The organism is Chryseobacterium aurantiacum (genome assembly GCF_003020585.1).
GTDB lineage: Bacteria > Bacteroidota > Bacteroidia > Flavobacteriales > Weeksellaceae > Chryseobacterium > Chryseobacterium aurantiacum.
In genome coordinates, this window is the sequence record NZ_PXUE01000003.1 from 377,122 (window position 1) to 402,963 (window position 25,842).

Here is a 25,842-nt window from a genome sequence, read left to right on the forward strand (position 1 = left end):
TACTAAAATAAATAATATGTCCAATATAGGAAAAATCATAAGGGTAAATGCATTACCTCCAGAACAAGAAAGAGAGAATAATGTCATTTATCAAGTAGCTGAACCAGGTTCAGCTACTTATACAGACTATGCAATTGATGAAAATGGAGATCTGAAAACCTCGGCAGTTGGTCTTCAACAAGAAGATTTAAAAGATAGTTCTATTAATATCTCTGACCCGGCGTTATTAGCTGCCGGAATCAAGACCCAAAAAGAATATAACACAGACACCAGAGAAAAACTGGATAATAAAATAAATAAGCCTTCCAAAGATGGGAGTCTTCAGGATTATCCAAAAGTTTTAGGCCTGGATCATAATGGAAATACAGCAAAATTACCTGCTGGAGATCTGGGAAAAAACATTGCTAATTCAGCTCTGACTTCTACAGCAGGGGCAGGGTTAACCTTGGGAGATAGCTGGGGCATTACTACTTCCGGTCTACCCTATTCAATTACAGGATTAGCAGATGTTTCCAATGATGCATTATTTAATACATTATTAACTCAAAATGCGTCTGGCCGTATTGGAAAGACAAATGGAAAGCAACCCTTTATGAATCTTCCGTCATCATTGAATGATACTGAAAAGATTGCATGGCGAAAAGGAATGCGTTTGTCTAGCGAGCTTTATTCCACAGGTCAGCCAAGAATTGACAGTGTTATTCTCCCGTTCGTAGATAACTCTTTAACCTTTACACAATACATCACTTTAATTGGCCTGAATTTGTTTGTAGACAACCAGACTCCCAATGCAAAGCTTGTCATGAAACGTGTAAAAGATATTAATGGAAATGTATTAGCAACTCCTGAAGAATACAATATTAATAATTTCACTGTTCTTCAAAATATGCCCAATATTTTGAACTTCGGATTAAAATGGAATGAATATCCCCAAGGCTATTACCAGTTCTTTTGCACCCATAACCTGCTTACCAATCTGAGCAGCCCTGAACTTTTAGTGAAACAAGGGGTTACCTTTTCAGCATTGAACCCTGTTTGGCAAGATTTAACAGGATCCGCACAGGTAGACAGCAATAACAACATTGTACTGCCGGCTGGTGGAAGTGCGAGAACAAATATTTTGATCAACACGCCGCAGATGATCAATGGGTTTGTTGTAAAATGTTCTGTATCCACTTCTGTAACAGGTAATGGAGCGAATTTCGCAGGACATACACGATTCACAATGAAAGGAGATGACGGCTTGGAATATGGTGTTACATTAACCGGGAATTTGGATTTTTATCCGGACCCAATAGGAGGATTCCCTACAAGAGCGGATGTATTATATATATCCTACTATAATGGTCTCCTTACTCTAGCTGCAGAGGTAAATGGAAAGACCCGCGTATTTGCCGTGACTTCTATCCCTTCCATTCCCCGATATTTTTATGCAACCCGATCTGATGGAGGAATTGGTGCATTTACTGCAAAACCAACTCAATTATTATTGCTGTAAAAAAGCAAAGAATAATCATTATAAAAGAAGGCAGACCTAAAAACTCTGCCTTTTTTATTACTCTTTAAAATTATTAAAAATGAAAAACACTCAAATAATAATGGTAATAAAGGAAAACCATTCCTTTCCAACAAAAAAATAAAACACGACAAGTTTTGTCGCATTAAGAGCATATATTTGTCTTACAAAACTTTACCATGAAACACCTGCGTTTCATACCCTATTAATAACTATAGTAACGCTGTAAACATAAATATATCCGAATGAAAAAAGATTTTTATCTGACTAGATATGCCTTAATCATTAAAAGACTTGAAAGCTCTCCTGCTACTTATTCTCAGGTGGAAGATTATCTTTTAAATTCATTTGAATTCCAGGATGCGGGAATCAAGAGCTACTCTATCCGTACTTTGCAGAGGGATATCCGTGAGATTTCCGATCTTTTCAACCTTTCTATTCACAACAAAAAAAAGGGTGACAACAGATATTATATTGAGAGCCGCCCCATCATGGAAGTGGATGAATACAACCAAAAGCTATTGGAATCTTTTCAGGTAAGCAATGCCCTGAATCTTCATCCCAACTTTTCCGACTTTATTTTTTTTGAAAGCAGAAAGCCAACTGGTGTAGAGCATTTTTATGATCTGTTCTTTGCTATTCGTAATAAAAGGGTGGTAAGCTTTGAACATTACAACTACAAAAATAAACTGATGACTTCCAGAAAGGTACATCCTCTGGCGCTAAAGGAATCCAAAGACAGATGGTACCTCATCGCCATTGATACGAAGGATAAAATTCTAAAATCTTTTGGTCTGGACAGGATCAATTATCTGGATGTTGGAAAGAATAAGTTCCGTGAAAAGTATAATTATAACTTTAGAGAACATTTCAAAAATGCTTTTGGGGTGATGAATCTGGCGGAACAAAAGCCTCAGAATATTGTATTAAAGTGCAGCCGTCATCAGGGAGAATATATCAGAAGTTTTCCTCTTCACCAATCACAAAAAGAGACTAAGGAAACTCCGGAAGAGATTTATTTTGAATTCTTTCTTCACCCTACCTATGACTTCATGCAGGAGATTCTGTCTTATGGAAAGGAGGTAACCGTTTTGGAACCTAAATGTTTAGTTGATGATATTCGCAACCACCTTCAGGAATCGCTAAACAGATATCTTGAGAGTTAACAGATCATAAATAGTTCTCATATTTTTTGATTATATTTACATAAATATACCCTTATTGAGAACTTTATTCATTTGTATTTGCTGCATTATTTCTTCATTTTGCTTGTCACAGCAGAAAGAAGAATTTCGGGTTGTAAAAAATTATTACAATCAGCACAGAGGCATGCTGAATAAGGAATTCAAGAAAAAATTTGATGCCGAAAAAAATACTTTCAAAAAGGAAGCCATTAAGGGAGACTTTCTTTTTTTCATGAAAAAAATGGACAGTATTGAAAATACGGCTTTAATTGGGGCTTTGCTAAAGGTAAGAAATATAGAAGATCTTCAGACCTTAAAAACAATAGGCGGAATCTCTCAAAATCTTACCGATAAGCCTGCCAATGTAGAAAAGATTGCTGATTATCCCGGCGGTATGAATACTCTGAGACAGGAAGTTGCCAACCTACTTTACGTGGATGGCGTTAACTCTGATGCTAAAACCGTAAAAACAGATGTTGTCTTTATTGTAGAAAAGGACGGAAGCGTCAGTAATGTTCATGCTCAAGGCGATAATTTCACATTCAACAGACAGGCAGAGATTGCACTGTATTCTATTACTGAAAAGTTTTCTCCTGCCCTTGTTAAAGGTGATCCGGAAAGGTTTCGTTTCAGGATTCCTTTAACCTTAACTATTTCAGATTAATGAGAAATACTTTTGTTTGTTTTTATTTTTCACTTTAAATCCCAACTAAAATGTTTACTGACGAATATTATATGAAGATGGCTTTGCAGGAGGCAGAAGCAGCATTGGAAAAAGATGAGGTCCCTATCGGATGTATTGTGGTATCCAACAACCGTATTATTGCAAGGGCACACAATCTTACGGAAACTTTAAATGACGTTACCGCTCACGCCGAAATGCAGGCAATAACCTCAGCCGCTAACTTCCTTGGAGGAAAATATTTAAAAGACTGTACATTATACGTAACGATGGAACCTTGTGTAATGTGCTCCGGAGCACTCTCCTGGTCACAGATCTCAAAGGTGGTTATTGGCGCCAGAGATGAGCAGAGAGGCTTCATCAATAAGCATCTTTCCTTGCATCCTAAAACAGAAATTATTACAGGCATCATGGAAAGCGAATGTTCATCCATTGTAAAGACCTTTTTTCAAAGCAAAAGATAATTTCCACACTACATATTGAACAAACAACATGCGAGTAATCAAATAATTACCTAAATTTGAATACAACCAAACAAAATCAATATGAGAAAATTAACAAGAAAAGAAGCTTCCAAAATTAACGGAAGTGTTGGAGTAGGCCAATGTCTTTATAAAGATCCAGAAACAGGAAAAACAAGGCTCGGGTGTTTGCTAGGACCTATTCCTGATTGCTGTGGAGGATGGGTATATCCTAATCCGGGACATGAATGCCAGCCATGCTAAACAAAAAAACAGCCTTACAAGGCTGTTTTTATATTTTTAAGATGTAAGTCATCCTTTATTCCCTAAAAATAGAATACATCGCAATATCGAAGTATTCACCGTCTTTTTTCATGTGCTGTTTCAAAAGTGCTTCTTTCTCCATTCCTATCTTTTCCATGATCTTTCCGGATGCCGGATTATGAAGAAAATGAGTTGCAAATATTTTATTGAAATTCAGTTCTTTAAATCCAAAATCTACAATAGCTCTTGCCGCCTCGGTTACATATCCTTTATTCCAATAAGGTATTCCTATCCAATATCCCAGTTCAGCTTTATCATCATCTCTGTCATGCAGCCCAATGGCTCCAATAAGCTGTTTTTCCTTATTACGGATCCCAAATGTATAACCGCTATTATTTTCAAAGCTATCCTTAGACATCTTTAACCATAGCTTGGCATCGTTTTCCGTATATGGATAAGGAATATTAGAAGTAAGATCCGAATAAATTCTATGCTGAAGAAACTCTACAATCAAGGGAATATCCGCCTCTTCCAGTTGGGAGAGAATAAGCCTTTCGGTTTCTATTATTGGAAACTCATTTAATTCTTTCATGTTATTCAAGGTTAAAGCTAAGGTCGGATCTTCATTTAAGTTTATAAATCTTTTCCCAGAAAATAAAGTCCTTTTAGGGTATGTAATCTATCCATCACATGGATTTTGTCTGTTAAAGGCTTATAAACATGAGAAACGCCTCCTGTTGCAACCACAAAACAGTCATCATTCACTTCTTCATTAATGCGGTCAACAAATCCCTCTACCATTCCCAAGAATCCATACACCATTCCACTCTGCATACAGGTTACAGTATCAAGTCCTAAAACCGATTTCGGCTTTTTAAGCTCAATGTCCGGAAGCTGAGCGGTCTGATTAATTAAAGAGTTTAGGGAAGTAACAATTCCGGGAGCGATAATTACTCCAAGGGTTTCTCCTGTTTCTGTTACACAGCTTGCGGTAAGAGCCGTTCCAAAGTCGATAACGATTTTTTTTCTGTCTGGATACAAATTGTGGGCAGCAACAAGATTGGCATAAATATCCGTTCCCATCTGCTTGGATTTTGCCTGCACTCCAGATGGTGTAGCCCTGTCAACAATAACCGGATTAACGCCATGAATCTTTTTGATCCCTGAGCACATCACTTTGGTAAGCTGAGGTACTACAGATCCTATGATCACTTTATTTATTTCCTTTGGGTCAATTTTATAAGTCTGATAAAGCATCAGCATTTGTACATACAGCTCATCAGCTGTTCTGTAAGGTTTCGTATTGATCACCCAGGAAATATCACAATTATCACCATTAAAAAGGCCGAATCTGATATTGCTGTTCCCTACATTTATTACAATTGAATTCATTTATATTTTAACAGGCTATGATTTGAAAAAATTTGAGCTTCAAATTTATAAAAAAATAAAAGGAGTATTTGCAAATACTCCTTTTATCTATATGTTTATCTTTTTATTTTACTTCTACAAAATTATCTGCCATATTTACATCTGCAATTCTTTGGCTGAAATCAATTCCCAATACAGACAATTGAGATTTTGTATAAGGAACAGTGATGGTATATTCTTTCTGTGTCCAAGGCCAGTAAGGCATTGTTTTAAAATCACCATAAATATCTTTCTCTTTCCATGTATGGGTCATGTTTAATGGAATTTGATAAGTAACAATCTTTTTATCTGTGGTCATTATGCTGAAATCAACCGGCATTGGCACCTGACCGTTGTTCACTAGAGTAATTGTGGTAGACTTTGCGTCATATTTCACATCTTTGATTCCGTAATCGATTGTTTTGGTTGTATTGATCCAGTAATTGTGGAACCACTTCAGATCCATCCCGGAAACCTTCTGTGCTATATGAAGAAAATCTCTGTCTGAAGGATGCTTCATACTCCATTGATCATAATATTGCTTTAGGGTTTCTGCAAGGTTCTGCTCTCCCATAATGTATCCTAACTGTACCAGATACAATTCTCCTTTTACATAGGTAGAATAAGTATAAGACGTTCCGTTGTCATGATGGTCTCCCAACCAAACTGCAGGTTCTTCAATTCCTTTTTTAATGAAGTTTCTGTAGGCTTCTATTGTTTTGGCGAAAGGATTTGGAAGTTCTTCCGGGAATAGCTGATGCATTGTATACCCCTCTGCATAGCTTGTAAAGCCCTCATCCATCCATGGGCGTACAGATTCATTGGTTGCAAGCATCTGCTGATACCATGAGTGCGCTCCTTCGTGAGCCATAAGACCCATTAAATCTTTAATACTTTTAGCTTCTCCCAGAATCATAGTACACATCCCATACTCCATTCCACCATCACCTCCTTGAATAAACGCATAGGTAGGATATACATATTTTCCGAAATGAGAATTCATGATCTGAAAATACTTTGTGATATAAGATGGTGCCTCGCTCCAAACTTTAGTCTTATCGTTTTTCTGATATACCAAATAGACTTTCGGTCCATCCGGAACGTTAAAGCTTTCTACAGAATAATCCCTGTCTGCACTCCAAGCAAAGTCAAGAATGTTCTTAGCTGTCCATTTCCAGGTTACTTTTTTATCTTTCTCTGCCTTTATTTTTGCATTGGCATCATATCCTTTTACGTCTGTTGGATTTTCAAGAATTCCTCCAGCTCCAACTACATAATCTTTATTGATTTTAATATTGACATCAAAATCCGAAAACGGTGCATGAAATTCTCTTCCCATGTAATCGAATGTTGCCCAGCCATCATAATCATATTCAGCAATTTTTGGGTACCATTGCGTCATGGTCATATCCACCCCTTCTCTGTTATTTCTTCCACTTCTTCTGATTTGTTCCGGAATTACTGCATCCCAGTCCATTGTAAAGGTTGTTGTAGAGTTGGGTTTGATAGGCTCTGCCAGATATACTTTCATAATGGTTTCCTGAACTTCAAACTTCAGATCCTTGCCATTTTGTTTGATCCAGTGAATATTTTGAGCTCCTTCCTGATCTTTCGGAATAGAAGATAATCTTGAGATACCGTCTTTTTGCAATCTTGAGTCCCCATTTTTCCCTTGGGAAGCCACTCTTTGATCCATCATGGAGTTGCGCTTAAAAGCATTCCAATATAAGTGGAAATAAACCACATTCAGCTCATCCGGAGAGTTATTGGTGTATTCTAAGGTTTGTTTTCCCTGATAGGTAAATTTTTCAGCGTTTACATCAATATCCATCTTGTACTTCGCAGCCTGCTGATAATAAGCTCCTTGCTGAGCATGAAATTGTGAAATGATAAACGCAAAAATGATTGCAGCCGATTTTCTCATTTAAAATTTTATTTTTTCTAAAGGTAGGTATTTTAAATAAAAACCTCAAACAGGAGTTATCCGGAGGTTTTTTTCTGTTGAATATGGATTTAGATACGTTTTAATTGAATTGGTTAAAAGAGATTGATGAAAATCAACAGAGTGAATTTCTTCAACACAAAAAACCTCAGATGCAAAATACACCTGAGGCTGATCTTGTAATTTAAAACTACAATTATTTTTTAGCAGAAGCTTCTTTTTTTGCGCTTCTAAGGATCTTTTCAAGGATTCTTAATGTAATCAGATACGTTGGTTTTACTCCTGTAAGACCTAAACCTCCTGAAGACAATGTACTTCCCGTTTCCAGAGGATTATCCGAAGCATAGTAAGCATAGCAAACAAACAGATCCGGTGAAATATGGTGTCTGATCTTGGATGCTACCTGAATGGCTTTCTGATAATGCGCTCCTTCCATTTCAAGACCAATGGCTTTCCATGAAGTGTTCATAAAGTAAGAAAGAATATCCTTATTCTGAAGAGATGTTCCTAAAACAGTGATCATTGGCCCCTCAAAAGCTTTTAATTCATCATCATGGAAGTCATCAAGCTTTAATGCATTCTCAAAAGGATAGTTATCTGCAGTCCCTTCAAAAATATGGGAAGTTGGGATCATTATATCTCCTTTTGCACCGGTAAGAATTCCTGCTTTCCCCATAATGGAAACAGATTTCACATGCATCATATATATTTCTCCTTTCTGCTCAAAAGGCTTCAGCAATTCGTCCATTACCTCGAAAGCCTGCTCTCCGAATGCGTAATCGAATACCATCACTACATCATCTCCAGAGAACTTACAGTCGGCAAATGGAGTGTTCTTCAGATTTGTCTTGCTAAGATCTATGATCTGAACATCAATATTACTTCCGCTTTTATCAGCAATATGAATCATTCCCTCGTCCATGGCATATTTTAATACCTTGTCACGAAGTTCTTTCTTATTTGAAATTTCCTCATAAAGCTTATAGTCTACCTCATTATTATGCTTCTTTTTAAGAGCTTCATTTGCATACAGCATATTTTTCACTGAGTGCATATTGGCAGAAATAATATGTAACGGACGCATGTGAAGATTATTTTCAAATAAAACCTCTTTTACCTTGTTCGCCCATTTCTCACCAAAATAGTGATGTCCTACTCTTTCCTTTAATATAGCACTGAAATGAATTTCTCTTTCTCTAGCTCCTTTTGCATCCTCAAGACTTACCTTTCCAAGGTTATAGATAATTTTAAATAAACGATCAGGGTTATCATCATCTCCAAAAGTATTGTAAGCTCTTAATGTTTCATCAAAGGATCTTCCTATTAAAGAAGAAAGATGGATAAGTGCAACTTCTTTTTCTTTTCTGCTGAATTTCTTCTCCCCTTTCACTACCTCTTCAATAATTTTGAAGGCACGTATAGGCTTCCAGTTTTCATCCTGAATGAAAGCCAGATTACGGATTTTATCCGCTTCTATAAATAGGAATGTAAGGTGGGTAAGAATATCATAAATTTCAGAACGGCCCAAAAGAACCTCAATATTCATCTGGTGTTCATCTATCCTATAGCAGTTTCTTCTTCTTTTCTTTGGAACAATAGGTTCGAAACTTCCTTTATCAAACCCCTCATCTGATGTAAGATGAATAAAAGCACACTCCTCAATCCCTTCAGGAAGCCTGTCTAAAACATACATCAACCCGTCCAGTTCCAATTTGTTTGGAATATTCATGGTACCATAAATTTCCGGATTGATCGTCTTCAACAAACTTCTGATACTTTCTCCTGAAACCCCTCCTGGCTTGAAAAATCCTCTATAAAATAAATGTCTCATAGAGATGTATAACCTTTCAATAGCCTCTGTAGTTTCTCTTGCTCTAGAATTTGTCATAAAATAAATTTCACACAAATATACAAAATCTCCGCTCAACTTATTTTAACTATCTTTTAATTAAGTTGTTTAAAACCCATAAATAGGCGGTATTGTTTTAAGATATGACGATCTTCTTCTTTATTTTAATATGAAATGAATATTACGGTTTTAATCTTATATTTATACAAGCATAAATTTTAGGGCTGAGGTTAAAAGATAGATTCAATCCGGATAGCAATATGACAATATCAAAAGTATTTAATGATATGAAAGGCAGATTAAGTAAGATTTCTCTTTTTTGGAAACTATGGATCTGTCATATCTTACTTTATTTTTTTCTGTTGACTCTATTTTTAATCATAAGAGACAACAAGGCTGATGATGGTATTTTTAGTAATGATATTCTTTTAAAGCTATTGAGGAGCCCTATTATAGGATTATTCGGGATACTGGACGGAATCGGAGTATTCGTCATCATATCAATGGTAGTAATGTATCTGATTGATCTCTACATTCAAAAGTTCTACATAAGTTATATTCTCTCGTTGGCTTTAACTTATCCTGTTTTCATGCAGTTTTGCAATGAAGGGTATGGAGCAAATATTATAACTGTTATAGTTCTGTCAATAACAATTATAATTAATATGGTTATTTTCAGAAAGCATATCATTAATATGTATAAAAGCTTGAGCACTCTATTTTATGCATGGTTCAATGCTATTTTCACTTTAATTTTTCGTAACAATAGCTCTTAATTCCAATTAACCCCTCCCAAAAAAGTAAAACCATTGTTTAAATTTTAGTTAAAATTTGAAATACCCCTAAAAAAAATAGGGGTAAAATATTTTCAATTCATTTTTTTTGTAAATTTGCCCTGTAAAAAATCACCCAAATATGTCAACCTTAAGATTCAAAGCATTAGAAACCCTACCATTTAAGGATTTCAGAAAAGATAACTCTGTTGAAATCCCTGCAAAATTATCGGAACTATTCTGTAAAAATGTTTTCTCGGAAGAGACGATGAGAGAATATTTAACAAAAGAAGCATTCGGTTCTATCATGGACGCCATTAAAAAAGGTACTAAGATCCAAAGACATATCGCAGACCAGGTAGCTGTGGCTATGAAAGACTGGGCAATGAGCAAAGGAGTTACTCACTACACTCACTGGTTTCAGCCTTTGACAGGAACTACTGCAGAAAAGCATGATTCTTTCTTTACTCCTATTGAAGGAGGCAGAGCCATTGAAAGATTCAGCGGAAACATGCTGATCCAACAGGAGCCGGATGCATCTTCTTTCCCTAACGGAGGAATCAGAAATACATTCGAGGCAAGAGGTTATACAGCTTGGGATCCTACATCTCCTGCTTTCATTATGGGGACTACATTATGTATTCCATCCATCTTCATTTCTTATACTGGTGAAACTTTAGATTATAAGGCGCCTTTATTAAGAGCTTTGAACGCTGTAGATGAAGCTGCAACGAATGTAATGCAGTATTTTGACAAAAACGTAACAAAAGTAACCCCTACTTTAGGTTGGGAACAAGAATATTTCCTTGTTGATTCAGCTTTATACCAATCACGTCCGGATCTTGTTTTAACAGGTAAAACATTATTGGGACACTCTCCTGCAAAAGGACAGCAACTAGATGACCACTACTTCGGATCTATCCCTACAAGGGTAATGAACTTTATGAAGGAGCTGGAAATTGAATGTATGAAATTGGGTATTCCTGCAACCACAAGACACAACGAGGTAGCTCCAAACCAATTTGAGCTTGCCCCTATGTTTGAAGAAGTGAACGTTGCTGTAGACCACAACTCTTTATTGATGGACATCATGGCAAGAGTAGCTCACAAGCACCACTTCCATATCTTATTCCACGAAAAGCCATTCGCAGGAGTAAACGGAAGCGGAAAGCACAACAACTGGTCTTTAGCAACAGATACAGGTGAAAACCTTCTAAGCCCAGGAAAAAACCCTAAGAAAAACTTACAGTTCTTAACATTCTTCGTGAATACAATTAAAGCAGTTCATGAATATGCTGACCTTTTAAGAGCAAGTATCGCTTCTGCAAGCAATGACCACAGACTAGGTGCCAACGAAGCTCCCCCTGCAATTATTTCGGTATTCATCGGAAGCCAGCTATTCAGCGTTTTGGAAGAACTTGAAAAAGTAACCAACGGAAAATTGTCTCCGGAAGAAAAAACAGAATTAAAATTAAATGTAGTTGGAAAGATTCCTGAAATCCTATTAGACAACACGGATAGAAACAGAACCTCTCCATTCGCATTTACAGGAAACAAATTTGAGATCAGAGCAGTAGGATCTTCTGCAAACTGTGCAGAGTCTATGACTGTAATGAATACCATTGCTGCAAAACAGTTAAATGATTTCAAGAAAGAAGTTGATGCTTTAGTTGAAACAGGTCTTAAGAAAGATGAAGCCATCTTTAATGTACTAAGAGAATACATTAAGCAATGTAAAAACATCATGTTTGAAGGTGACGGATATTCTGACGACTGGGCAAAAGAAGCCGAGAAAAGAGGATTGAACAACCTTAAAACAACTCCTGAAGCATTAAAGCAGGAAATGGACAAGAAATTCCTAGACCTATATGAAGAGATGGGAATTTTCAACCACAGAGAAGTTGAGGCAAGAAACGAAATTAAATTAGAGAAGTACTCTACTGTTATTGATATTGAAGCAAGAGTATTAAGTGATATCGCAAGAAACCACATCATTCCTTCAGCTTTAAATTATCAGAACAGATTAATTGAAAACGTAAAAGGTCTTAAGGAGATCTTCGGAGATAAAGAATTTAAACCATTGGCAAAAGAGCAAATGAGCTTAATTACAAGTATTTCTGAAAATGTTTCTAAAATTAAGCTTGGTGTTGAAGATCTTCTTAAAGCCAGAGAAGAAGCCAAAAGCATATCAGACAGCCAAAAACAGGCAGAAAGCTATTGTAACAACGTAAAACCATTATTCGATGGAATCAGAGATGCTTCTGATGCTCTTGAGATGATGGTAGATGATGAGCTTTGGCCGATGACAAAATACAGAGAAATGTTGTTTACAAAATAACCTCTGTAAAGTTCCATATTAGTTTAAATTCCTCGGTTTTCCGGGGAATTTTTTTGTTTTGTTAACAACCTGAAAAATTGGAGTTTTAAATCTTAAATGCCGATTTATAGAAGAAAATCGATATCGTTTGTTAAAGAATCTTAATAAAAAAAACCGCAGACTCACCAAAAATAGGCTGTTGCGGTTTATTTTTCTTTAACATAAGCAAATAATATGTTAAATAGTGTTAAAATAAGATCCTGACAATTATCATATCAGGGGTCTTTTACTCGGAATCTCTACTTTTGTATTGCTTTTGGAAATAAATATTCCTTTTTAACACGGTTAATCAAATATATATGAAGAAAAGAGTTTTGTTTTATTTAGTTGCTTTAGTTACTACAGTATCATTGCAATCGTGCGCCACTAATTATGTAGTTTCTAAACCAGCAACTTACGCTAAAGAATACAAAACAGATGCCAAACTAGCTTCTATTGATAACAAAAAAATGGAGCTGGATAAGCAAAAACTTATCAACTCTTTTCTTGCAGAAAAGGCCGCATCTATAGCTAACGCTAAAAAAGCCATTAAGAATTCTGAGATTGCTAAAGCAGTCAGATATAATAAAACCATTGACGGTATCCTTACTGAAGCTGAAACATACCTTGGAACTCCTTACAGATATGGAGGAACTACAAGAAGAGGTATAGATTGTTCAGCTTTTGTTCTTTCCGTATTCGGAGCAGCAGCAGGTCTTAGCTTACCAAGAGTAGCAGCATCTCAGGCTCAGGAGGGAGAAAGAATTGAAAAGGAAAGCCTACAGAAAGGAGACTTAATTTTCTTTTCTCATGGAAGAAGAATTTCTCACGTAGGTATTGTAGAAAGTGTTACTGAAGAAGGGGAAGTAAAATTCATCCACGCAGCAACATCAAAGGGAGTAATGATCTCTTCACTGAATGACTCTTATTGGGGACCTAAGTACAGATTCGCAAAAAGAGTAATCAACGAAGAGGGAGAAGCTTATAACAACCTAGCGTCTACCGCTCCAGCTACACCAGCAAATTTTTAATTTTATAAATAATTGATTTAAATAATGAAGCCATCAGAATCTGATGGCTTTTTTATGTAGTTTATCTAAATAAACTGAAGTTCAAACAACGATTATCTTTACCTTAGCTATTCCGATCTATCTCTATATCGAGTTTATACAACAGTCCATATATTTCAGAAAGTGAAAACTTGGCCTTTTTAAGCCTATTTAAAGCCGGATCTATCGAATAATTGGACGACGTCCTCAAATCTGCCTTTTCAAGGTTTGTACTATCGAAAACAGCGCCAGACAAGTCGCAGTTACTAATGATTGCATTGGATAAATCGCATTCAGTAAAATCAACTTCAATCAACCTGGAATTTCTGAAAACAGTTTTCTTAATGGAAGTTTGATAAAATATAGAGTTATTCAGAGAGCAACCCTCAAATGTAAATGACATTCCAAATTCATTGCAATTACTGAATTCAAGTCCAAACATTTTGCATTCTTTAAAATTTACGTCTCTAAATGCTGTACCAACAAGCTTTGCCATGCTAAGATTACATTCTAAAAACTCACAGTCTGTAAAACTGAAACCCGATAGATTTATATATTCAAAACTGCAGTTTCTAAAAGTACAATTCTCATACTCTCCTTTTTCTAATTGGGAGCAATCTACGTTTTCAAAGTCCTGATCTAAGACATAGGCTTCTTTCATAAAAATATAATGATTTATGGGTATAACTTCACTGTCTGCTTATTTTGCAGAGCTAATAATAAGACTAGACATCTCCTCTTTACAGCTTTATTGGTTTGCCTAAAGAGAATAAATACCTATACTAAACTGTTTTGGTCTGAATAATTAAGTTTAAAGAAAATAAAGGTCATCATTGAGAAAGCCAGCAAGGAGCTACCTCCATAACTGAAATACGGAAGAGGAATTCCTACTGTTGGAAAAAGCCCCATAACCATCCCTAAATTGATTGAAAAGTGCATCAGCAGGATCGAAGCAAAGCAATATCCAAATACGCGATTAAAAGTGGATTTCTGTTTTTCAGCCAGATAATAGATTCGGCCAATATAAACCATGTAGCACAAAATAAGAAGAGCGCTTCCCGCGAATCCCCATTCTTCTCCTACTGTACAGAATATATAATCGGTTTCCTGCTCAGGAACAAACTTACCCTGGGTAACAGATCCTTCACGATATCCTTTTCCCCAAAGTCCTCCCGAACCGATTGCAGTCTTGGAATATAACAAGTTGTATCCTGAAGTATCTCTAAATGCTTTTTCTCCTTTGTAAAGAACCTCAATTCTTTCTCTCTGGTGCTTAGGAAGCTTCTCCAAGATAAAAGGGGAACCAAATGCCAAGCCACAAAGCAAAAGAACAGACCCTGTAATTCCGGAAATAGAAATCACATCCCAGGACATTCTATGATAGTTCATGGCAATTAAAACACCAGCTATTACTAAAATAGCCACAGCCACATAAACCGGAGGTATGGCCAGTGAAACAAGGAAAACTCCAGCAAAAATAAAACCTACGCCAAATAACATTCCACTAAGTCCTTCTCTGTATAAAGCAATGAAAAATGCGATAAATACAAGCATAGACCCAACATCAGGAATAGCAAGTACAACTACCGCCGGAATACCAATAACGGCCAAAGCTGTTAACAGGGACTTCCTGTTTTTCAGGTTAAAATCCGGTCCGGAAACATAATTGGCAAGCATTAAAGCTGTACCAATTTTTGCAAATTCTACAGGCTGCATGGTAAAACTTCCGAACTTATACCAATTCTTCTGTCCAAGGATTTCTTTTCCAAAAGGAAAAAGCCCTATCAGCAAGAGAACACCCCCAATATAAATAATCCCGGACATATTCTCGAAAAACTTACTTCTTCCTACAAATATGATAAGACCTACAAATACAGATATACAGAAGAAAACCAACTGTTTTTCTCCTAACTTCTGGTCAACACTGTAAATATTTGCAATGGCAAAAATGCAAAGCAGGAAGTACAGCCCAAGGCCCAGTTTATCTATTCCTTCAGTCCATTTCATTGCTTGGCAGGTTTAATATTTTTAGTTTCTTCGTTTATTCTCTGTTGCAATTTGGCTTTCTGTTGTTTTACAAACTCCAGACTGTCCTGCATTTTTTTACGCTTAATAGAATCCGCTTTAGAATCTACATAAAGACCCTTGCGCTTTAGATCAGCTATCCATTGTCTTTTATATTCAGGCATAAAGCTTGCGCCAGTCATCTTTTTGTAAAGATTTTCTCTTTTAAGATCACCTGTAATATATTTTTCAGCAATTACAGTACAGGCAGGTCCCGCCCATGTTGCTCCAAATCCCGCATGCTCCATTACAGCAACTACTACAATTTTAGGTTTGTCTGCAGGGGCAATCAGTACGAAGATTGAGTTATCTTTCCCTTGAGGAACCTGAGCCGTACCTGTTTTGGCAAGCTGTGTAAAATCATTGGATTTCAGGCTTCGTCCTGTTCCTCTAAGCACTACGGCCTCCATACCTTTCAATACCGGATCAAAATATTTAGGATCAACAAGTGTTTTATGCTTTACCTTGAATCTTGGATCTGGATTTGACTTTCCATCAATACCTTTAACAATATGAGGAGTATAGTACCAGCCTTTATTGGCAATGGCAGCAACAGAATTAGCCATCTGTAAAGGGGTAAGCATTACATCTCCCTGCCCCATTCCATTGAAGACTGCTCCTGTAGCCAAAGGATCCCAATTTTTGAAATCTTTTTTGCCACTATACTTATTTAAACTTTTTTGTCTTTTTTCATAAAACTCACCGCTCGGAATTCTTCCTTTTGCTCCTGAAGCCAAGTCATTATTTAAAAACTCACCCACACCAAAACTGTTCATAATGGCTTTCCATTCGTCTACTCCCTTGGATGGATCACCCGGATATTTATTCATAATAGCCAGGTAAGCATGCGAAAAATAACAGTTACTGGATACCTGAATAGATGGGATTAGTGGATCTGCGCCACCGTGTCCTTTAATTCTTAATCCTTTGTAATAGAATCCGCCTCCACATGGGAAAATGGTATTCTCCGTCATTACTCCCATCTGCATTCCTGCAAGAGCCGTCAGCAATTTGAAAGTAGATCCCGGAGGATAGGCAGCCTGCACGGATCTGTCAAAAGTCGGTTTATTTTCATAAAGCGTATCTCTTGATAGTGCGTAAAGGTTTTTGGATTTATTTGGTCCTGTAAATAAGTTTGGATCAACATCGGGGCCTGAAGCCAGCGTAAGAATTTCTCCATTGTTAGGATCTATGGCCACAATGGCACCGTGTTTATTTACCAGCATCTCTTCAGCCATTCTCTGAAGATCATAGTCAATGGTCAGCGTAATATCTTTTCCGGTAACAACATCCTTATCCAGTGTTCCGTTTTTATAAGACCCAATATTTCTAAGTCTGATATCTTTTTGAATATACTTAACCCCTTTTATCCCTCGAAGTTCCTTTTCGTAAGATTTTTCCACTCCTTTTTTCCCAATAAAGTCACCAGGAAGATAATAGGCAGAATCTTTTTTGATTTCGCCATCATTTACTTCATTGGTATACCCCAGAAGGTTTCCGGAAGTAGACACTTCATACTGACGCTGAGGTCTTTGCACAATATTAAAGGCAGGATATTTAAAAATAATTTCCTGTACTCTTGCAATATCTTCCCTGCTAAGATCCTTTAAGAAAGTCATAGGAGTCAGCTTAGAATAATATTTTTCTTTTTTAATGAAATCAATTTTTTTGATAAAATCAGCTTTACTAATCTTCATTAGGCCACAAAAACCCAATGTATCAAAATCCGGCTTCATCAAGGCCTGTGTAAAGGAAATTTCATAGGCAGGCTGATTTCCTACCATGATTTTACCATTTCTGTCAAAAATTACCCCACGTTGCGGAATAATATATTCAGTTTTAATGGAAGTATTGGCTGCATTCAATGCGTAACGGTCTGTAAACAGCTGTAAATAAGCAAGCCTCGCTACAAAAATAAGAGCGATTACAACAAGGATGGAAAAAATTTTTAAATAACGTGTGTTCAAACTTTTTGTTTGATTTTAAATATTAATGCGTAGATGACGATAAAGATAAATGAAATAACACTTGTTACCAACACATTAAATAATATTTCAAAAAATCTGCTAAACTTAAAGAACTCTATATACTGTACTAAAAGCTGATGCAGAAAGATACTTGAAAATAAAAACAGCAAAAACTGCGCCCATTGAAGGGACTGAAAAGAAAAAAAGTCTGTGGAAGTATCTGTGGAGGTCCTGAATATCAATGTTCTAAAATAAGCAATCAATGTTGTAGCAAAGGCATTGATCCCCCATGAATAAAGGAATCCATCAATTGCCAACCCCATTAAAAAACTTAAAGCCAAGAACTGAAATTTGTTTCTAAAGAAAGGATAGAACATGACAAATACAGGATATAACACCGGAGTATATTTCCCGAAAAGAGTAATCCTGTTCAATACAAATACCTGTAATGCAACAAGAAAAATCATGATCAATATGTCCGTAAATAAAGTCCTGCTAATCATTTTCTTTCTTTATTACAGCTTGCATAGTATCCTGAATCTTTTGCACTTCTGCTTTTTTAAGATTCTTTATTACATACACTTTATTCAACGCTCCCATTTTTTCACTCAGTTCAACTGAGATATCCCAGAATCCTGTTTTATTATCTACAGAATAACCGGCAATAGTACCAATAGTAACCCCTTTCGGGAAGATTGCCGACTTTCCGTCTGTAACAACCGTATCTCCTATTTTTAATGCTACATATTTTGGAATGTCTGCAAGATGCATAACCCTTGAGTTATCTCCATTCCATGTTAAGGTACCAAAATATCCTGAATTTTTGAGTGCTGCATTAATTCTGATCTTGTTTACACTCAATACAGACTGAACCAGTGCATAACTATCTGTAGAATTAATCACAATCCCCGCGATTCCTCTAGGTCCCATTATTCCCATTTGAGGAAAGACCCCGTCTCTTTTACCACGATTGATTGTAAAATAATTATTTCTTCTGTTGATACTGTTAAAAACAATTTCTCCATCAACAAAAGTATAGATCTGCCCACCACCAATGGTGTCATGAACTTTTCTGAAAACAGGGTTTTTCGCTCCGTCTTTCCCATAAAGTTCAGTCATAAGGGCTTTATTCTGAACCACAAGATCCTCATTGATCTGTTTTAGCTTCAGATAAGAAACTCCTTCATCAATATATCCAGAAACCCAGGAGTTAAAAGCAGCTGTTTGGCCGGCAACCCAGGATTTCTGCATGGCATTTCTGGTGAATATCAAAACCAGAGCAATAATTTGCAGGAATATAAAGAAGACAAAGAGTGTGTTCTTCGAAAATAGTCTCAGCAAAAATCCCATTCAGATATAAAGTCGTAAAAAGTTAAAATTATTTAATTAAGAAATTGAATTTATCCATATTCTTAAGGGCAATACCTGTTCCACGAACTACAGCTCTTAACGGATCTTCCGCTACAAATACAGGAAGACCTGTCTTTTTGTGAATTCTGTCCGCAAGACCTCTTAGCAACGCTCCTCCTCCGGCAAGATAAATACCGGTTTTATAGATATCAGCGGCCAATTCCGGTGGAGTAAGAGAAAGAGTTTCCATTACAGCATCTTCAATTCTAATGATAGACTTGTCTAATGCACGTGCAATTTCTTTGTATCCAACCATAATTTCTTTAGGCTTACCTGTAATAAGGTCTCTACCTTGTACCGGGATATCTTCGATGTCTACATCAAGATCTTCTACTGCAGAACCTACTTCAATTTTGATTCTTTCAGCAGTTCTTTCCCCGATATAAAGGTTATGGTGAGTTCTTAAGTAATAAGCAATATCATTGGTAAATACGTCTCCTGCAATTTTCACAGATTTATCACATACAATACCTCCTAAAGCTACTACAGCAATCTCCGTAGTACCTCCACCTATATCGATGATCATATTACCTTCAGGTTTTTGTACATCTATTCCAACTCCTATAGCGGCTGCCATTGGCTCATAGATCAATCTCACTTCTTTTGCATTTACTTTCTGAGCAGAATCTCTTACCGCTCTTTTTTCAACTTCAGTGATACCAGAAGGAATACAGATTACAATTCTTAATGCAGGCTGTATGAATTTACCTTTAATTCCAGGAATTTTTTTGATAAATTCCTTAATCATGTGTTCAGAAGCGTGGAAATCTGCAATAACCCCATCTTTCAAAGGACGGATGGTCTTGATATCCTCGTGAGTTTTACCTTGCATATGCTTAGCCTGTTCACCTACAGCAATGGGTTTACCCGTAGAACGTTCAATCGCGACAATTGACGGTTGATCAATAACAATTTTATTATTATGGATGATAAGGGTATTAGCTGTTCCTAGGTCTATCGCAATTTCTTGCGTAAACATATCAAATAAACTCATATTTTTCTTCTGATTTTAAGATTACAAAGATATAAATTTAACACTACTAAAGAAATTTCCCGCTAACATTATTTGGTTAAAATTTTATTAAAATTTATAATTCTTTATTAACTTTCTGTCTAGATAATTACAGAGTTTGAGTTAAACTAAAATTAATGAGGGAAATTGAGGGCTCAAAAGACTAAATAACAAAAGGGTAAAATGACAAAAAAACAACCTGAAAACGAAAAGACAAAAGAGTTAAAATTGTGTTTAGGGTTAAAAATGACCACATTCAAAAGATGAAAAAGCAAAATAAGTTTGAAAAACTATGCCGGATCTTTCCCTTTTTGCCGTTCTCTTCCTTTGTTTTTCCATTCCAAAAGTACCCATCTTACTACAAACCTCTTATAGTTTTTTACGATAATTATCATATACAGTATCAGGGGTTGATTAATTAAAAAAATCGTAAATTTGCGACTGCTTATGTTACAGTATTCCAACATCCATCGAACATCGAATTTTGCCGTGCTTTCCATCAGCTACGAAAAGGCCGATGTAGAAACGAGAGGAAAGTTTGCATTCTTTGATGAAAACATCAAGAATTTCGTTTCCCGGGTCCATCAGGAAGATCTTGGGGACGCATTTGTGGTCTCCACATGTAACAGGACTGAAATCTATACCACTTCTCCCAATTATCTTTTAGTTGCAGAAGAATACTGCAAAACCATTGGAGTTAACATTACTGATTTTCTTCAGTTTGCCAATATTCATACTAAAGAAGAGGCATTAATACACCTTTTTAGAGTAGCTGCAGGTCTTGAAAGTCAGATCATCGGAGATTTTGAAATTATCGGTCAAATCAAAAAAGCATACAGCCGCTTCAAAAAAGAGAGACAAAATTCTAATCCATATCTGGAAAGAGCAATTAATGCAGCCATACAGATTTCGAAAAGAATTAAAAATGAAACCGGCATTTCTAATGGTGCTGCTTCTGTTTCTTACGCAGCAGTACATTATATTTTAAACAGCCAAAAAAGAATTACTGAAAAGAACATTCTTCTTTTGGGTGTAGGTGAAATTGGACAAAATACCGTTGAAAATCTGGTAAAACATGTCTTTCAGCCTAAAATTAAAATAGCCAACAGAACCCAGGAGAAAGCTGAAAAGATTTCCCAGAAATATAATATCCCTCATGTTGATTATTCTGATTTTGACCAAGAGTTAAAAAACACGGATATCCTCATTGTAGCCACCGGGGCAAAACACCCGATCATCAACCAATCTCATTTCCCTAATGGAAAAGAGACATTAGTGATTGACCTTTCCATTCCGCATAACGTTGAAAAAAATGTAACGGAAAACGAAAATGTAACTCTAATTGACGTTGATGAACTTTCAAAACAGATCCAGGAAACAATTCAACAACGGGAAAAAGAAATCCCAAAAGCTGAAAAGATCATCAAGGAACTGATGAAAGACTTCATTGAGTGGGAAAAAAAGAGAAAACTAGCACCAAATATTCATCATTTCAAGGCCGTTTTAAAGAACATGGAACGCAATGAGATGCATAATTTCTATAAGAAGAATAAATATATAGGTATTACGGACATGGAGCTTTCGGATAAAATGATCCAGAAGATTACCAACCGTTTTGCAAAATATATCATCGATAATCCTTTGAAAGCCGAAGAAATTAGTAAATTAATGCACGAAATATTAGTTGAACAACCAAACAACGAATTCAATGAAAAGCATTAGAATCGGAACAAGAAATTCCGCACTTGCACTTTGGCAGGCAAGGGAGGTTGCGAGGCACCTTCAGAACAACAATTATTTAACGGAGATTGTTCCTATCGTTTCTTCTGGCGATAAGAACCTTAATCAGCCATTATATTCACTGGGAATCACCGGTGTTTTTACAAGAGATCTTGATGTGGCTTTACTCAACGATGAAATAGACATTGCTGTTCATTCTTTAAAGGATGTCCCTACTCAGTTACCTCAAAACGTTGAGATGATTGCTTATCTGGAAAGAGATTATCCTCAGGATATCCTGATCAGAAAGGAGTCTGCAAGAAATAAAGAGTTTCATGAACTGAAACTGGCTACCAGCAGCTTGAGAAGAAGAGCATTCTGGTTAAGACATTATCCTACCACGGAGTTCTCAGATATTCGTGGAAATATCCAGACCCGTCTTCAAAAGCTTGAAGATGGAAATTTTGATGCCACCATTCTATCTTTGGCGGGAATCAAAAGAATGAAAATGGAAATTGATTATGAAATGCTTCCGGTAATGATCCCTGCTCCATCGCAAGGTGTAATTGCTGTTGCAGGACATTCCGACAAACCGGAGATCAATGAAATTTTAAGACAAATCAATCATAAACCTACTCAAGTCTGCGTAGAAATAGAAAGAAATTTCCTAAGCACATTGGAAGGAGGTTGTACAGCACCTATCGGGGCATTTGCAGAAATCATCGGGGATCAGATCCGCTTCACGGCAGCACTTTGCTCTCTGGATGGTAAAAACTGTATTGCCATTGATGAGAACTTTGAATACAATTCATCAGAGAACTTTGGTGAAAAATTCGCGAAAGTTGTTCTTGAAAATGGTGGAAAAGAATTAATGGCAGAAATTAAAAGCCAGATCTAAGGATTACTTTAAGCTTCCTTTAACGCTCCATTCATCTTTACTTAGCAGAAATATGAAAATCTTATTTACCAAAAATATAGACCAATTGATTATATCCAAAGAATTAGGAGAGGATATTTCGGTTGACTGTGTTGAGGTAATCAAGACCAAGCCTATTATAATCAGTCCCTTTGATCTTAAAAACTATTCCCTGATTTTTACCAGCGTGAATGGTGTGGCAGCGTTTTTTAAAAACCGCTTTAAACCCAATGAGGATTTTACGGCAAAAAATTATAATAAAATTTACTGCGTTGGTGAAAAAACCAAGAGAGCATTAAGGAAAAATGGCTTTGGAACATTCAAGGTATTGAAAAATGCAGAAATGCTGTCCCAGTTTATTATCGGAAACTGCCAACATGAACAGTTTCTTCATTTCTGTGGTAACCTTGCCATTAATGTTCTGGATAATGATCTTCCTCTACAAAACATTAAGTATAAAAAAATTACGATCTACAACACAGAGGAAACCAATCCGTTAATACCTGAAAAATATCATGCTGCAGTATTTTTTAGTCCAAGCGGAGTTCGTAGTTTTGCAAAGCAAAATTCCCTAAAGGATATGAAGTTGTTTTCGATTGGAGAAACCACATCCGGGGAATTGAGAAATTACACTCAAGAAAAAATTTTTACTTCCGAAGAAAACACCCTGACTTCAATCTTTGAATTGATCAGAAACGAAATGGGAGGGAAATTTTAAAATATTTGTTACCGAATGGAAAGGTAATATTAGTTTAAATAGATTATGATAAAGAACGACCTATATTTAAAAGCACTTCGCGGAGAAACCGTTGAAAGACCTCCTGTCTGGATGATGAGGCAGGCTGGAAGATATCTGCCGGAATTCATTGCCTTAAGAGACAAGTATGATTTCTTCACAAGATGTCAGACACCTGAACTTGCTGCTGAGATTACTATGCAGCCTATCCGTAGATTTCCTTTGGATGCTGCGATTCTGTTTTCAGATATTTTGGTGGTTCCACAGGCTATGGGGATTGATTTCAAAATGAAAGAATCTGTTGGTCCTTGGTTGGATACTCCGATCAGAACAATGGAACAGGTTCAGAATATTGAAACTCCGGATGTGAATGACACTTTAGGATACGTTTTTGATGCTATTGAGCTAACTCTTCAGAAATTAGACAACGACATTCCATTGATTGGTTTTGCCGGCTCTCCATGGACAATCCTTTGCTATTGCGTAGAGGGTAAAGGAAGCAAGGCTTTTGATATCGCAAAGTCATTCTGTTTTCAACAGCCTGAGGCTGCTCATTTGCTACTTCAAAAGATCACAGATACTACTATTGCTTATTTAAAGAGAAAAGTAGAAAAAGGAGTTTCTGCTGTACAGATATTTGATTCTTGGGGAGGAATGCTTTCTCCAACTGATTACCAGGAGTTCTCCTGGCAGTATATCAACCAAATTGTTGAAGCACTGAGCCCTCTTACTCATGTTGTAGTATTTGGAAAGGGATGTTGGTTTGCATTGGAGGATATGACAATGTCTAAGGCTTCTGCTCTTGGTGTTGACTGGACTATTAATCCAGAATTTGCGAGAACGTTGACTAACCACACTATGACTTTACAAGGAAATTTTGATCCTGCAAGATTGCATTCGACGCCTGAAACCATCAAGAAAATGGTAAATGAAATGATTAACCGTTTCGGAAAGGACAGATATATTGCCAATCTTGGACACGGAATCCTTCCAAATGTTCCTGTGGAAAATGCTGAGGCATTCATCAGAGCAGTTGTGGATTGGAAACCTAATCTTTAAAAACAAAATTAACTTTCGATCTGAAAGTTTAAGATAATAATAAAGCCCTATCATTACTGAAAGGGCTTTTATATTTTTATAATAAGTTCAATTACTAGCTCAGCATTCGTTGTGCTTTTTTAACTCCTTCTACTAAAATATCAATTTCCTCAAAGGTGTTATAAACGGCAAAACTGGCTCTTACAGTTCCTGCAATATTAAAGAAATTCATAATAGGCTGCGTACAGTGATGCCCCGTTCTTACGGCAATCCCCATTTTATCCAGGATCATTCCCACATCAGATGAAATCCCCACTCCCTCAAGATTAAAGGAAACAACTCCTGTTCTATGAGCCTTTTCACCATAGATTTTAATACCCTCTATTTCTAACAGCTGCCTTTGAGCATAATCCAGCAAAGCATTTTCATGATTTTGAATATTTTGACGCCCGATTCTTTCCATAAAATCAACTGCTGCTCCTAGCGCGATATTTCCTCCCACATTAGGTGTTCCTGCTTCATACTTAAATGGAAGACCCGCATAGGTTGTTCCATCAAAAGAACATGTAGCAATCATCTCTCCTCCTCCGTGGAATGGTGGTAAAGCTTCCAATATTTCTTGCTTTCCGTATAAAATACCTGTTCCCATTGGCGCATACATTTTATGCCCTGAAAAAACAAAGAAATCACAATCTAGCTTCTGAACATCAATATTGAAATGCGGAGCAGACTGAGCACCATCAATAACAATATAAGCGTCTGTATTCTTTCTTGTTCTTGCAATAATTTCTTCAATAGGATTCACAATTCCCAATGCATTGGAAACCTGATTTACAGAAACAACCTTTGTTTTTTCACTTAAGAATTCATCAAGGTAATCCAACTGTAAAATTCCATTTTCATCAATAGGAATTACACGAAGTTTTGCTCCTGTTCTTTCACATAGCATTTGCCAAGGAACAATATTGGAGTGATGTTCCAGATAAGAAATAATGATCTCATCATCTTTTTGCAATTTTTGCGTTAAAATATAAGCGATGAGGTTCAATCCTTCTGTTGTTCCCTTGGTAAAGATCACTTCAAAATCATGCTCAGCATTGATGAATTTCTGAATCTTTCTTCTGGAAAGCTCCATTTCTTCTGTTGCTAATTGGCTTAATGTGTGAATTCCTCTGTGAACATTGGCATTAAGTTCCGTATAATATGCGTGACAGACTTCTAAAACCGAATTTGGCTTTTGAGATGTAGCTGCATTGTCCAGATAAACCAGCGGCTTACCATTCACTTCTCTGTCCAATATAGAAAACTGGCTTCTTATTTCCTGAATGTCAAACATTTATTTATTTTTTAAATTAAAACGTTCTTATTTAGAACACTTCAAATTTACGGCTTTTTTTCTGAAAGGAGGCATCTGGTTGGGTACTGATACTTGTCAGTTCATAGAAATACTCAATAGTGAAAGGTGAAGAAAATGGATAAAGCTGTAAAGTGACG

23 protein-coding genes are annotated in these 25,842 nt (G+C 36.4%); 12 read left to right on the forward strand and 11 right to left on the reverse strand.

Annotated features, from left to right (window positions below; genetic code table 11):
- Positions 1–16: 16 nt before the first annotated feature.
- From C7D53_RS13835 to C7D53_RS13855, 5 genes are all read left to right on the forward strand, one after another.
- Positions 17–1,498, forward strand: a complete 1,482-nt coding sequence (locus C7D53_RS13835; RefSeq protein WP_106917028.1) for a hypothetical protein — start codon at positions 17–19, stop codon at positions 1,496–1,498.
- 263 nt (positions 1,499–1,761) lie between these two features.
- Positions 1,762–2,682: a helix-turn-helix transcriptional regulator gene (locus C7D53_RS13840; protein ID WP_106917029.1), complete on the forward strand. Its 921-nt coding sequence runs from the start codon at positions 1,762–1,764 to the stop codon at positions 2,680–2,682.
- 163 nt (positions 2,683–2,845) lie between these two features.
- Positions 2,846–3,364 carry a hypothetical protein gene (locus C7D53_RS13845; RefSeq protein WP_106917132.1) on the forward strand — a complete coding sequence of 173 codons (519 nt, stop codon included), beginning with the start codon at positions 2,846–2,848 and terminating at the stop codon, positions 3,362–3,364.
- A 50-nt stretch (positions 3,365–3,414) separates the two neighbouring features.
- A complete protein-coding gene (locus C7D53_RS13850; RefSeq protein ID WP_106917030.1) occupies positions 3,415–3,846 on the forward strand; it encodes a nucleoside deaminase in 432 nt (143 codons plus the stop codon).
- A gap of 81 nt (positions 3,847–3,927) precedes the next feature.
- On the forward strand, positions 3,928–4,107 hold the full coding sequence (locus C7D53_RS13855; RefSeq protein ID WP_106917031.1) for a hypothetical protein: 180 nt from the start codon (positions 3,928–3,930) through the stop codon (positions 4,105–4,107).
- A 55-nt stretch (positions 4,108–4,162) separates the two neighbouring features.
- Here the strand turns inward: C7D53_RS13855 and C7D53_RS13860 are convergent, their stop codons facing one another.
- The 4 genes from C7D53_RS13860 to C7D53_RS13875 all read right to left on the reverse strand — a co-directional run bounded on the left by C7D53_RS13860 (position 4,163) and on the right by C7D53_RS13875 (position 9,347).
- Complete coding sequence (locus C7D53_RS13860) at positions 4,163–4,699, reverse strand: GNAT family N-acetyltransferase (RefSeq protein ID WP_106917032.1); 537 nt, start codon at positions 4,697–4,699, stop codon at positions 4,163–4,165.
- Between the two features lie 41 nt (positions 4,700–4,740).
- Complete coding sequence (locus C7D53_RS13865; protein WP_106917033.1) at positions 4,741–5,499, reverse strand: type III pantothenate kinase; 759 nt, start codon at positions 5,497–5,499, stop codon at positions 4,741–4,743.
- Positions 5,500–5,602: 103 nt separating this feature from the next.
- A complete protein-coding gene (locus C7D53_RS13870; protein WP_106917034.1) occupies positions 5,603–7,441 on the reverse strand; it encodes a M1 family metallopeptidase in 1,839 nt (612 codons plus the stop codon).
- Positions 7,442–7,655: 214 nt separating this feature from the next.
- Entirely contained in the window at positions 7,656–9,347 is a 1,692-nt protein-coding gene (locus tag C7D53_RS13875) for a DUF6909 family protein (protein ID WP_106917035.1), read from the reverse strand.
- A 248-nt stretch (positions 9,348–9,595) separates the two neighbouring features.
- Between C7D53_RS13875 and C7D53_RS13880 the strand changes: the two genes are divergently transcribed.
- From C7D53_RS13880 to C7D53_RS13890, 3 genes are all read left to right on the forward strand, one after another.
- On the forward strand, positions 9,596–10,084 hold the full coding sequence (locus tag C7D53_RS13880; RefSeq protein ID WP_106917036.1) for a hypothetical protein: 489 nt from the start codon (positions 9,596–9,598) through the stop codon (positions 10,082–10,084).
- A gap of 139 nt (positions 10,085–10,223) precedes the next feature.
- Entirely contained in the window at positions 10,224–12,419 is a 2,196-nt protein-coding gene (locus C7D53_RS13885) for a glutamine synthetase III family protein (protein ID WP_106917037.1), read from the forward strand.
- 338 nt (positions 12,420–12,757) lie between these two features.
- Positions 12,758–13,468: a C40 family peptidase gene (locus C7D53_RS13890; protein WP_106917038.1), complete on the forward strand. Its 711-nt coding sequence runs from the start codon at positions 12,758–12,760 to the stop codon at positions 13,466–13,468.
- A gap of 103 nt (positions 13,469–13,571) precedes the next feature.
- Here C7D53_RS13890 and C7D53_RS13895 read toward each other — a convergent pair whose 3' ends face one another.
- From C7D53_RS13895 to C7D53_RS13920, 6 genes are all read right to left on the reverse strand, one after another.
- Positions 13,572–14,147 (reverse strand): pentapeptide repeat-containing protein, encoded by a 576-nt coding sequence (locus C7D53_RS13895; protein ID WP_106917039.1) that lies wholly within the window; start codon positions 14,145–14,147, stop codon positions 13,572–13,574.
- A gap of 116 nt (positions 14,148–14,263) precedes the next feature.
- Positions 14,264–15,493, reverse strand: coding sequence for a rod shape-determining protein RodA (gene rodA / locus C7D53_RS13900; protein ID WP_106917040.1), 1,230 nt, complete (start codon positions 15,491–15,493; stop codon positions 14,264–14,266).
- Entirely contained in the window at positions 15,490–17,517 is a 2,028-nt protein-coding gene (locus C7D53_RS13905) for a peptidoglycan D,D-transpeptidase FtsI family protein (RefSeq protein WP_106917041.1), read from the reverse strand. Before C7D53_RS13905 ends, rodA begins: the two co-directional genes overlap by 4 nt.
- Positions 17,514–18,020 (reverse strand): rod shape-determining protein MreD, encoded by a 507-nt coding sequence (locus tag C7D53_RS13910; RefSeq protein WP_065395698.1) that lies wholly within the window; start codon positions 18,018–18,020, stop codon positions 17,514–17,516. The genes C7D53_RS13905 and C7D53_RS13910 overlap by 4 nt, the downstream gene beginning before the upstream one ends.
- A complete protein-coding gene (mreC, locus tag C7D53_RS13915; protein ID WP_106917042.1) occupies positions 18,013–18,867 on the reverse strand; it encodes a rod shape-determining protein MreC in 855 nt (284 codons plus the stop codon). Before mreC ends, C7D53_RS13910 begins: the two co-directional genes overlap by 8 nt.
- Before the next feature lie 28 nt (positions 18,868–18,895).
- Positions 18,896–19,921, reverse strand: coding sequence for a rod shape-determining protein (locus C7D53_RS13920; RefSeq protein ID WP_045491741.1), 1,026 nt, complete (start codon positions 19,919–19,921; stop codon positions 18,896–18,898).
- Between the two features lie 465 nt (positions 19,922–20,386).
- On the opposite strand from C7D53_RS13920, the gene hemA reads away from it, so the two are divergent.
- Genes hemA through hemE form a run of 4 tightly spaced genes read left to right on the forward strand, consistent with a single transcriptional unit; the run spans position 20,387 to position 24,369 of the window.
- Positions 20,387–21,661, forward strand: a complete 1,275-nt coding sequence (gene hemA / locus C7D53_RS13925; RefSeq protein ID WP_106917043.1) for a glutamyl-tRNA reductase — start codon at positions 20,387–20,389, stop codon at positions 21,659–21,661.
- Complete coding sequence (gene hemC / locus C7D53_RS13930; RefSeq protein WP_106917044.1) at positions 21,648–22,556, forward strand: hydroxymethylbilane synthase; 909 nt, start codon at positions 21,648–21,650, stop codon at positions 22,554–22,556. Before hemA ends, hemC begins: the two co-directional genes overlap by 14 nt.
- A 52-nt stretch (positions 22,557–22,608) precedes the next feature.
- A complete protein-coding gene (locus tag C7D53_RS13935; protein WP_106917045.1) occupies positions 22,609–23,292 on the forward strand; it encodes a uroporphyrinogen-III synthase in 684 nt (227 codons plus the stop codon).
- Positions 23,293–23,337: 45 nt separating this feature from the next.
- The gene (gene hemE, locus C7D53_RS13940) at positions 23,338–24,369 is read left to right on the forward strand and encodes a uroporphyrinogen decarboxylase (protein ID WP_106917046.1); all 1,032 of its coding nucleotides are present in this window, start codon (positions 23,338–23,340) and stop codon (positions 24,367–24,369) included.
- A 94-nt stretch (positions 24,370–24,463) separates the two neighbouring features.
- On the opposite strand, the gene C7D53_RS13945 is transcribed toward hemE, so the two are convergent.
- Complete coding sequence (locus C7D53_RS13945; RefSeq protein WP_106917047.1) at positions 24,464–25,684, reverse strand: aminotransferase class V-fold PLP-dependent enzyme; 1,221 nt, start codon at positions 25,682–25,684, stop codon at positions 24,464–24,466.
- Positions 25,685–25,842 lie beyond the last annotated feature (158 nt).

Coding starts and splice junctions, on each gene's coding strand:
- C7D53_RS13935 (WP_106917045.1), top strand. CDS start 22,609: ATGAAAATCTTATTTACCAAAAATATAGACCAATTGATTATATCCAAA.
- C7D53_RS13840 (WP_106917029.1), top strand. CDS start 1,762: ATGAAAAAAGATTTTTATCTGACTAGATATGCCTTAATCATTAAAAGA.
- C7D53_RS13890 (WP_106917038.1), top strand. CDS start 12,758: ATGAAGAAAAGAGTTTTGTTTTATTTAGTTGCTTTAGTTACTACAGTA.
- C7D53_RS13945 (WP_106917047.1), bottom strand. CDS start 25,684: ATGTTTGACATTCAGGAAATAAGAAGCCAGTTTTCTATATTGGACAGA.
- hemC (WP_106917044.1), top strand. CDS start 21,648: ATGAAAAGCATTAGAATCGGAACAAGAAATTCCGCACTTGCACTTTGG.
- C7D53_RS13920 (WP_045491741.1), bottom strand. CDS start 19,921: ATGAGTTTATTTGATATGTTTACGCAAGAAATTGCGATAGACCTAGGA.
- C7D53_RS13875 (WP_106917035.1), bottom strand. CDS start 9,347: ATGACAAATTCTAGAGCAAGAGAAACTACAGAGGCTATTGAAAGGTTA.
- C7D53_RS13880 (WP_106917036.1), top strand. CDS start 9,596: ATGAAAGGCAGATTAAGTAAGATTTCTCTTTTTTGGAAACTATGGATC.
- C7D53_RS13870 (WP_106917034.1), bottom strand. CDS start 7,441: ATGAGAAAATCGGCTGCAATCATTTTTGCGTTTATCATTTCACAATTT.
- hemA (WP_106917043.1), top strand. CDS start 20,387: ATGTTACAGTATTCCAACATCCATCGAACATCGAATTTTGCCGTGCTT.
- rodA (WP_106917040.1), bottom strand. CDS start 15,493: ATGAAATGGACTGAAGGAATAGATAAACTGGGCCTTGGGCTGTACTTC.
- C7D53_RS13895 (WP_106917039.1), bottom strand. CDS start 14,147: ATGAAAGAAGCCTATGTCTTAGATCAGGACTTTGAAAACGTAGATTGC.
- C7D53_RS13850 (WP_106917030.1), top strand. CDS start 3,415: ATGTTTACTGACGAATATTATATGAAGATGGCTTTGCAGGAGGCAGAA.
- mreC (WP_106917042.1), bottom strand. CDS start 18,867: ATGGGATTTTTGCTGAGACTATTTTCGAAGAACACACTCTTTGTCTTC.
- C7D53_RS13855 (WP_106917031.1), top strand. CDS start 3,928: ATGAGAAAATTAACAAGAAAAGAAGCTTCCAAAATTAACGGAAGTGTT.
- C7D53_RS13910 (WP_065395698.1), bottom strand. CDS start 18,020: ATGATTAGCAGGACTTTATTTACGGACATATTGATCATGATTTTTCTT.
- C7D53_RS13835 (WP_106917028.1), top strand. CDS start 17: ATGTCCAATATAGGAAAAATCATAAGGGTAAATGCATTACCTCCAGAA.
- C7D53_RS13885 (WP_106917037.1), top strand. CDS start 10,224: ATGTCAACCTTAAGATTCAAAGCATTAGAAACCCTACCATTTAAGGAT.
- hemE (WP_106917046.1), top strand. CDS start 23,338: ATGATAAAGAACGACCTATATTTAAAAGCACTTCGCGGAGAAACCGTT.
- C7D53_RS13865 (WP_106917033.1), bottom strand. CDS start 5,499: ATGAATTCAATTGTAATAAATGTAGGGAACAGCAATATCAGATTCGGC.
- C7D53_RS13845 (WP_106917132.1), top strand. CDS start 2,846: ATGCTGAATAAGGAATTCAAGAAAAAATTTGATGCCGAAAAAAATACT.
- C7D53_RS13860 (WP_106917032.1), bottom strand. CDS start 4,699: ATGAAAGAATTAAATGAGTTTCCAATAATAGAAACCGAAAGGCTTATT.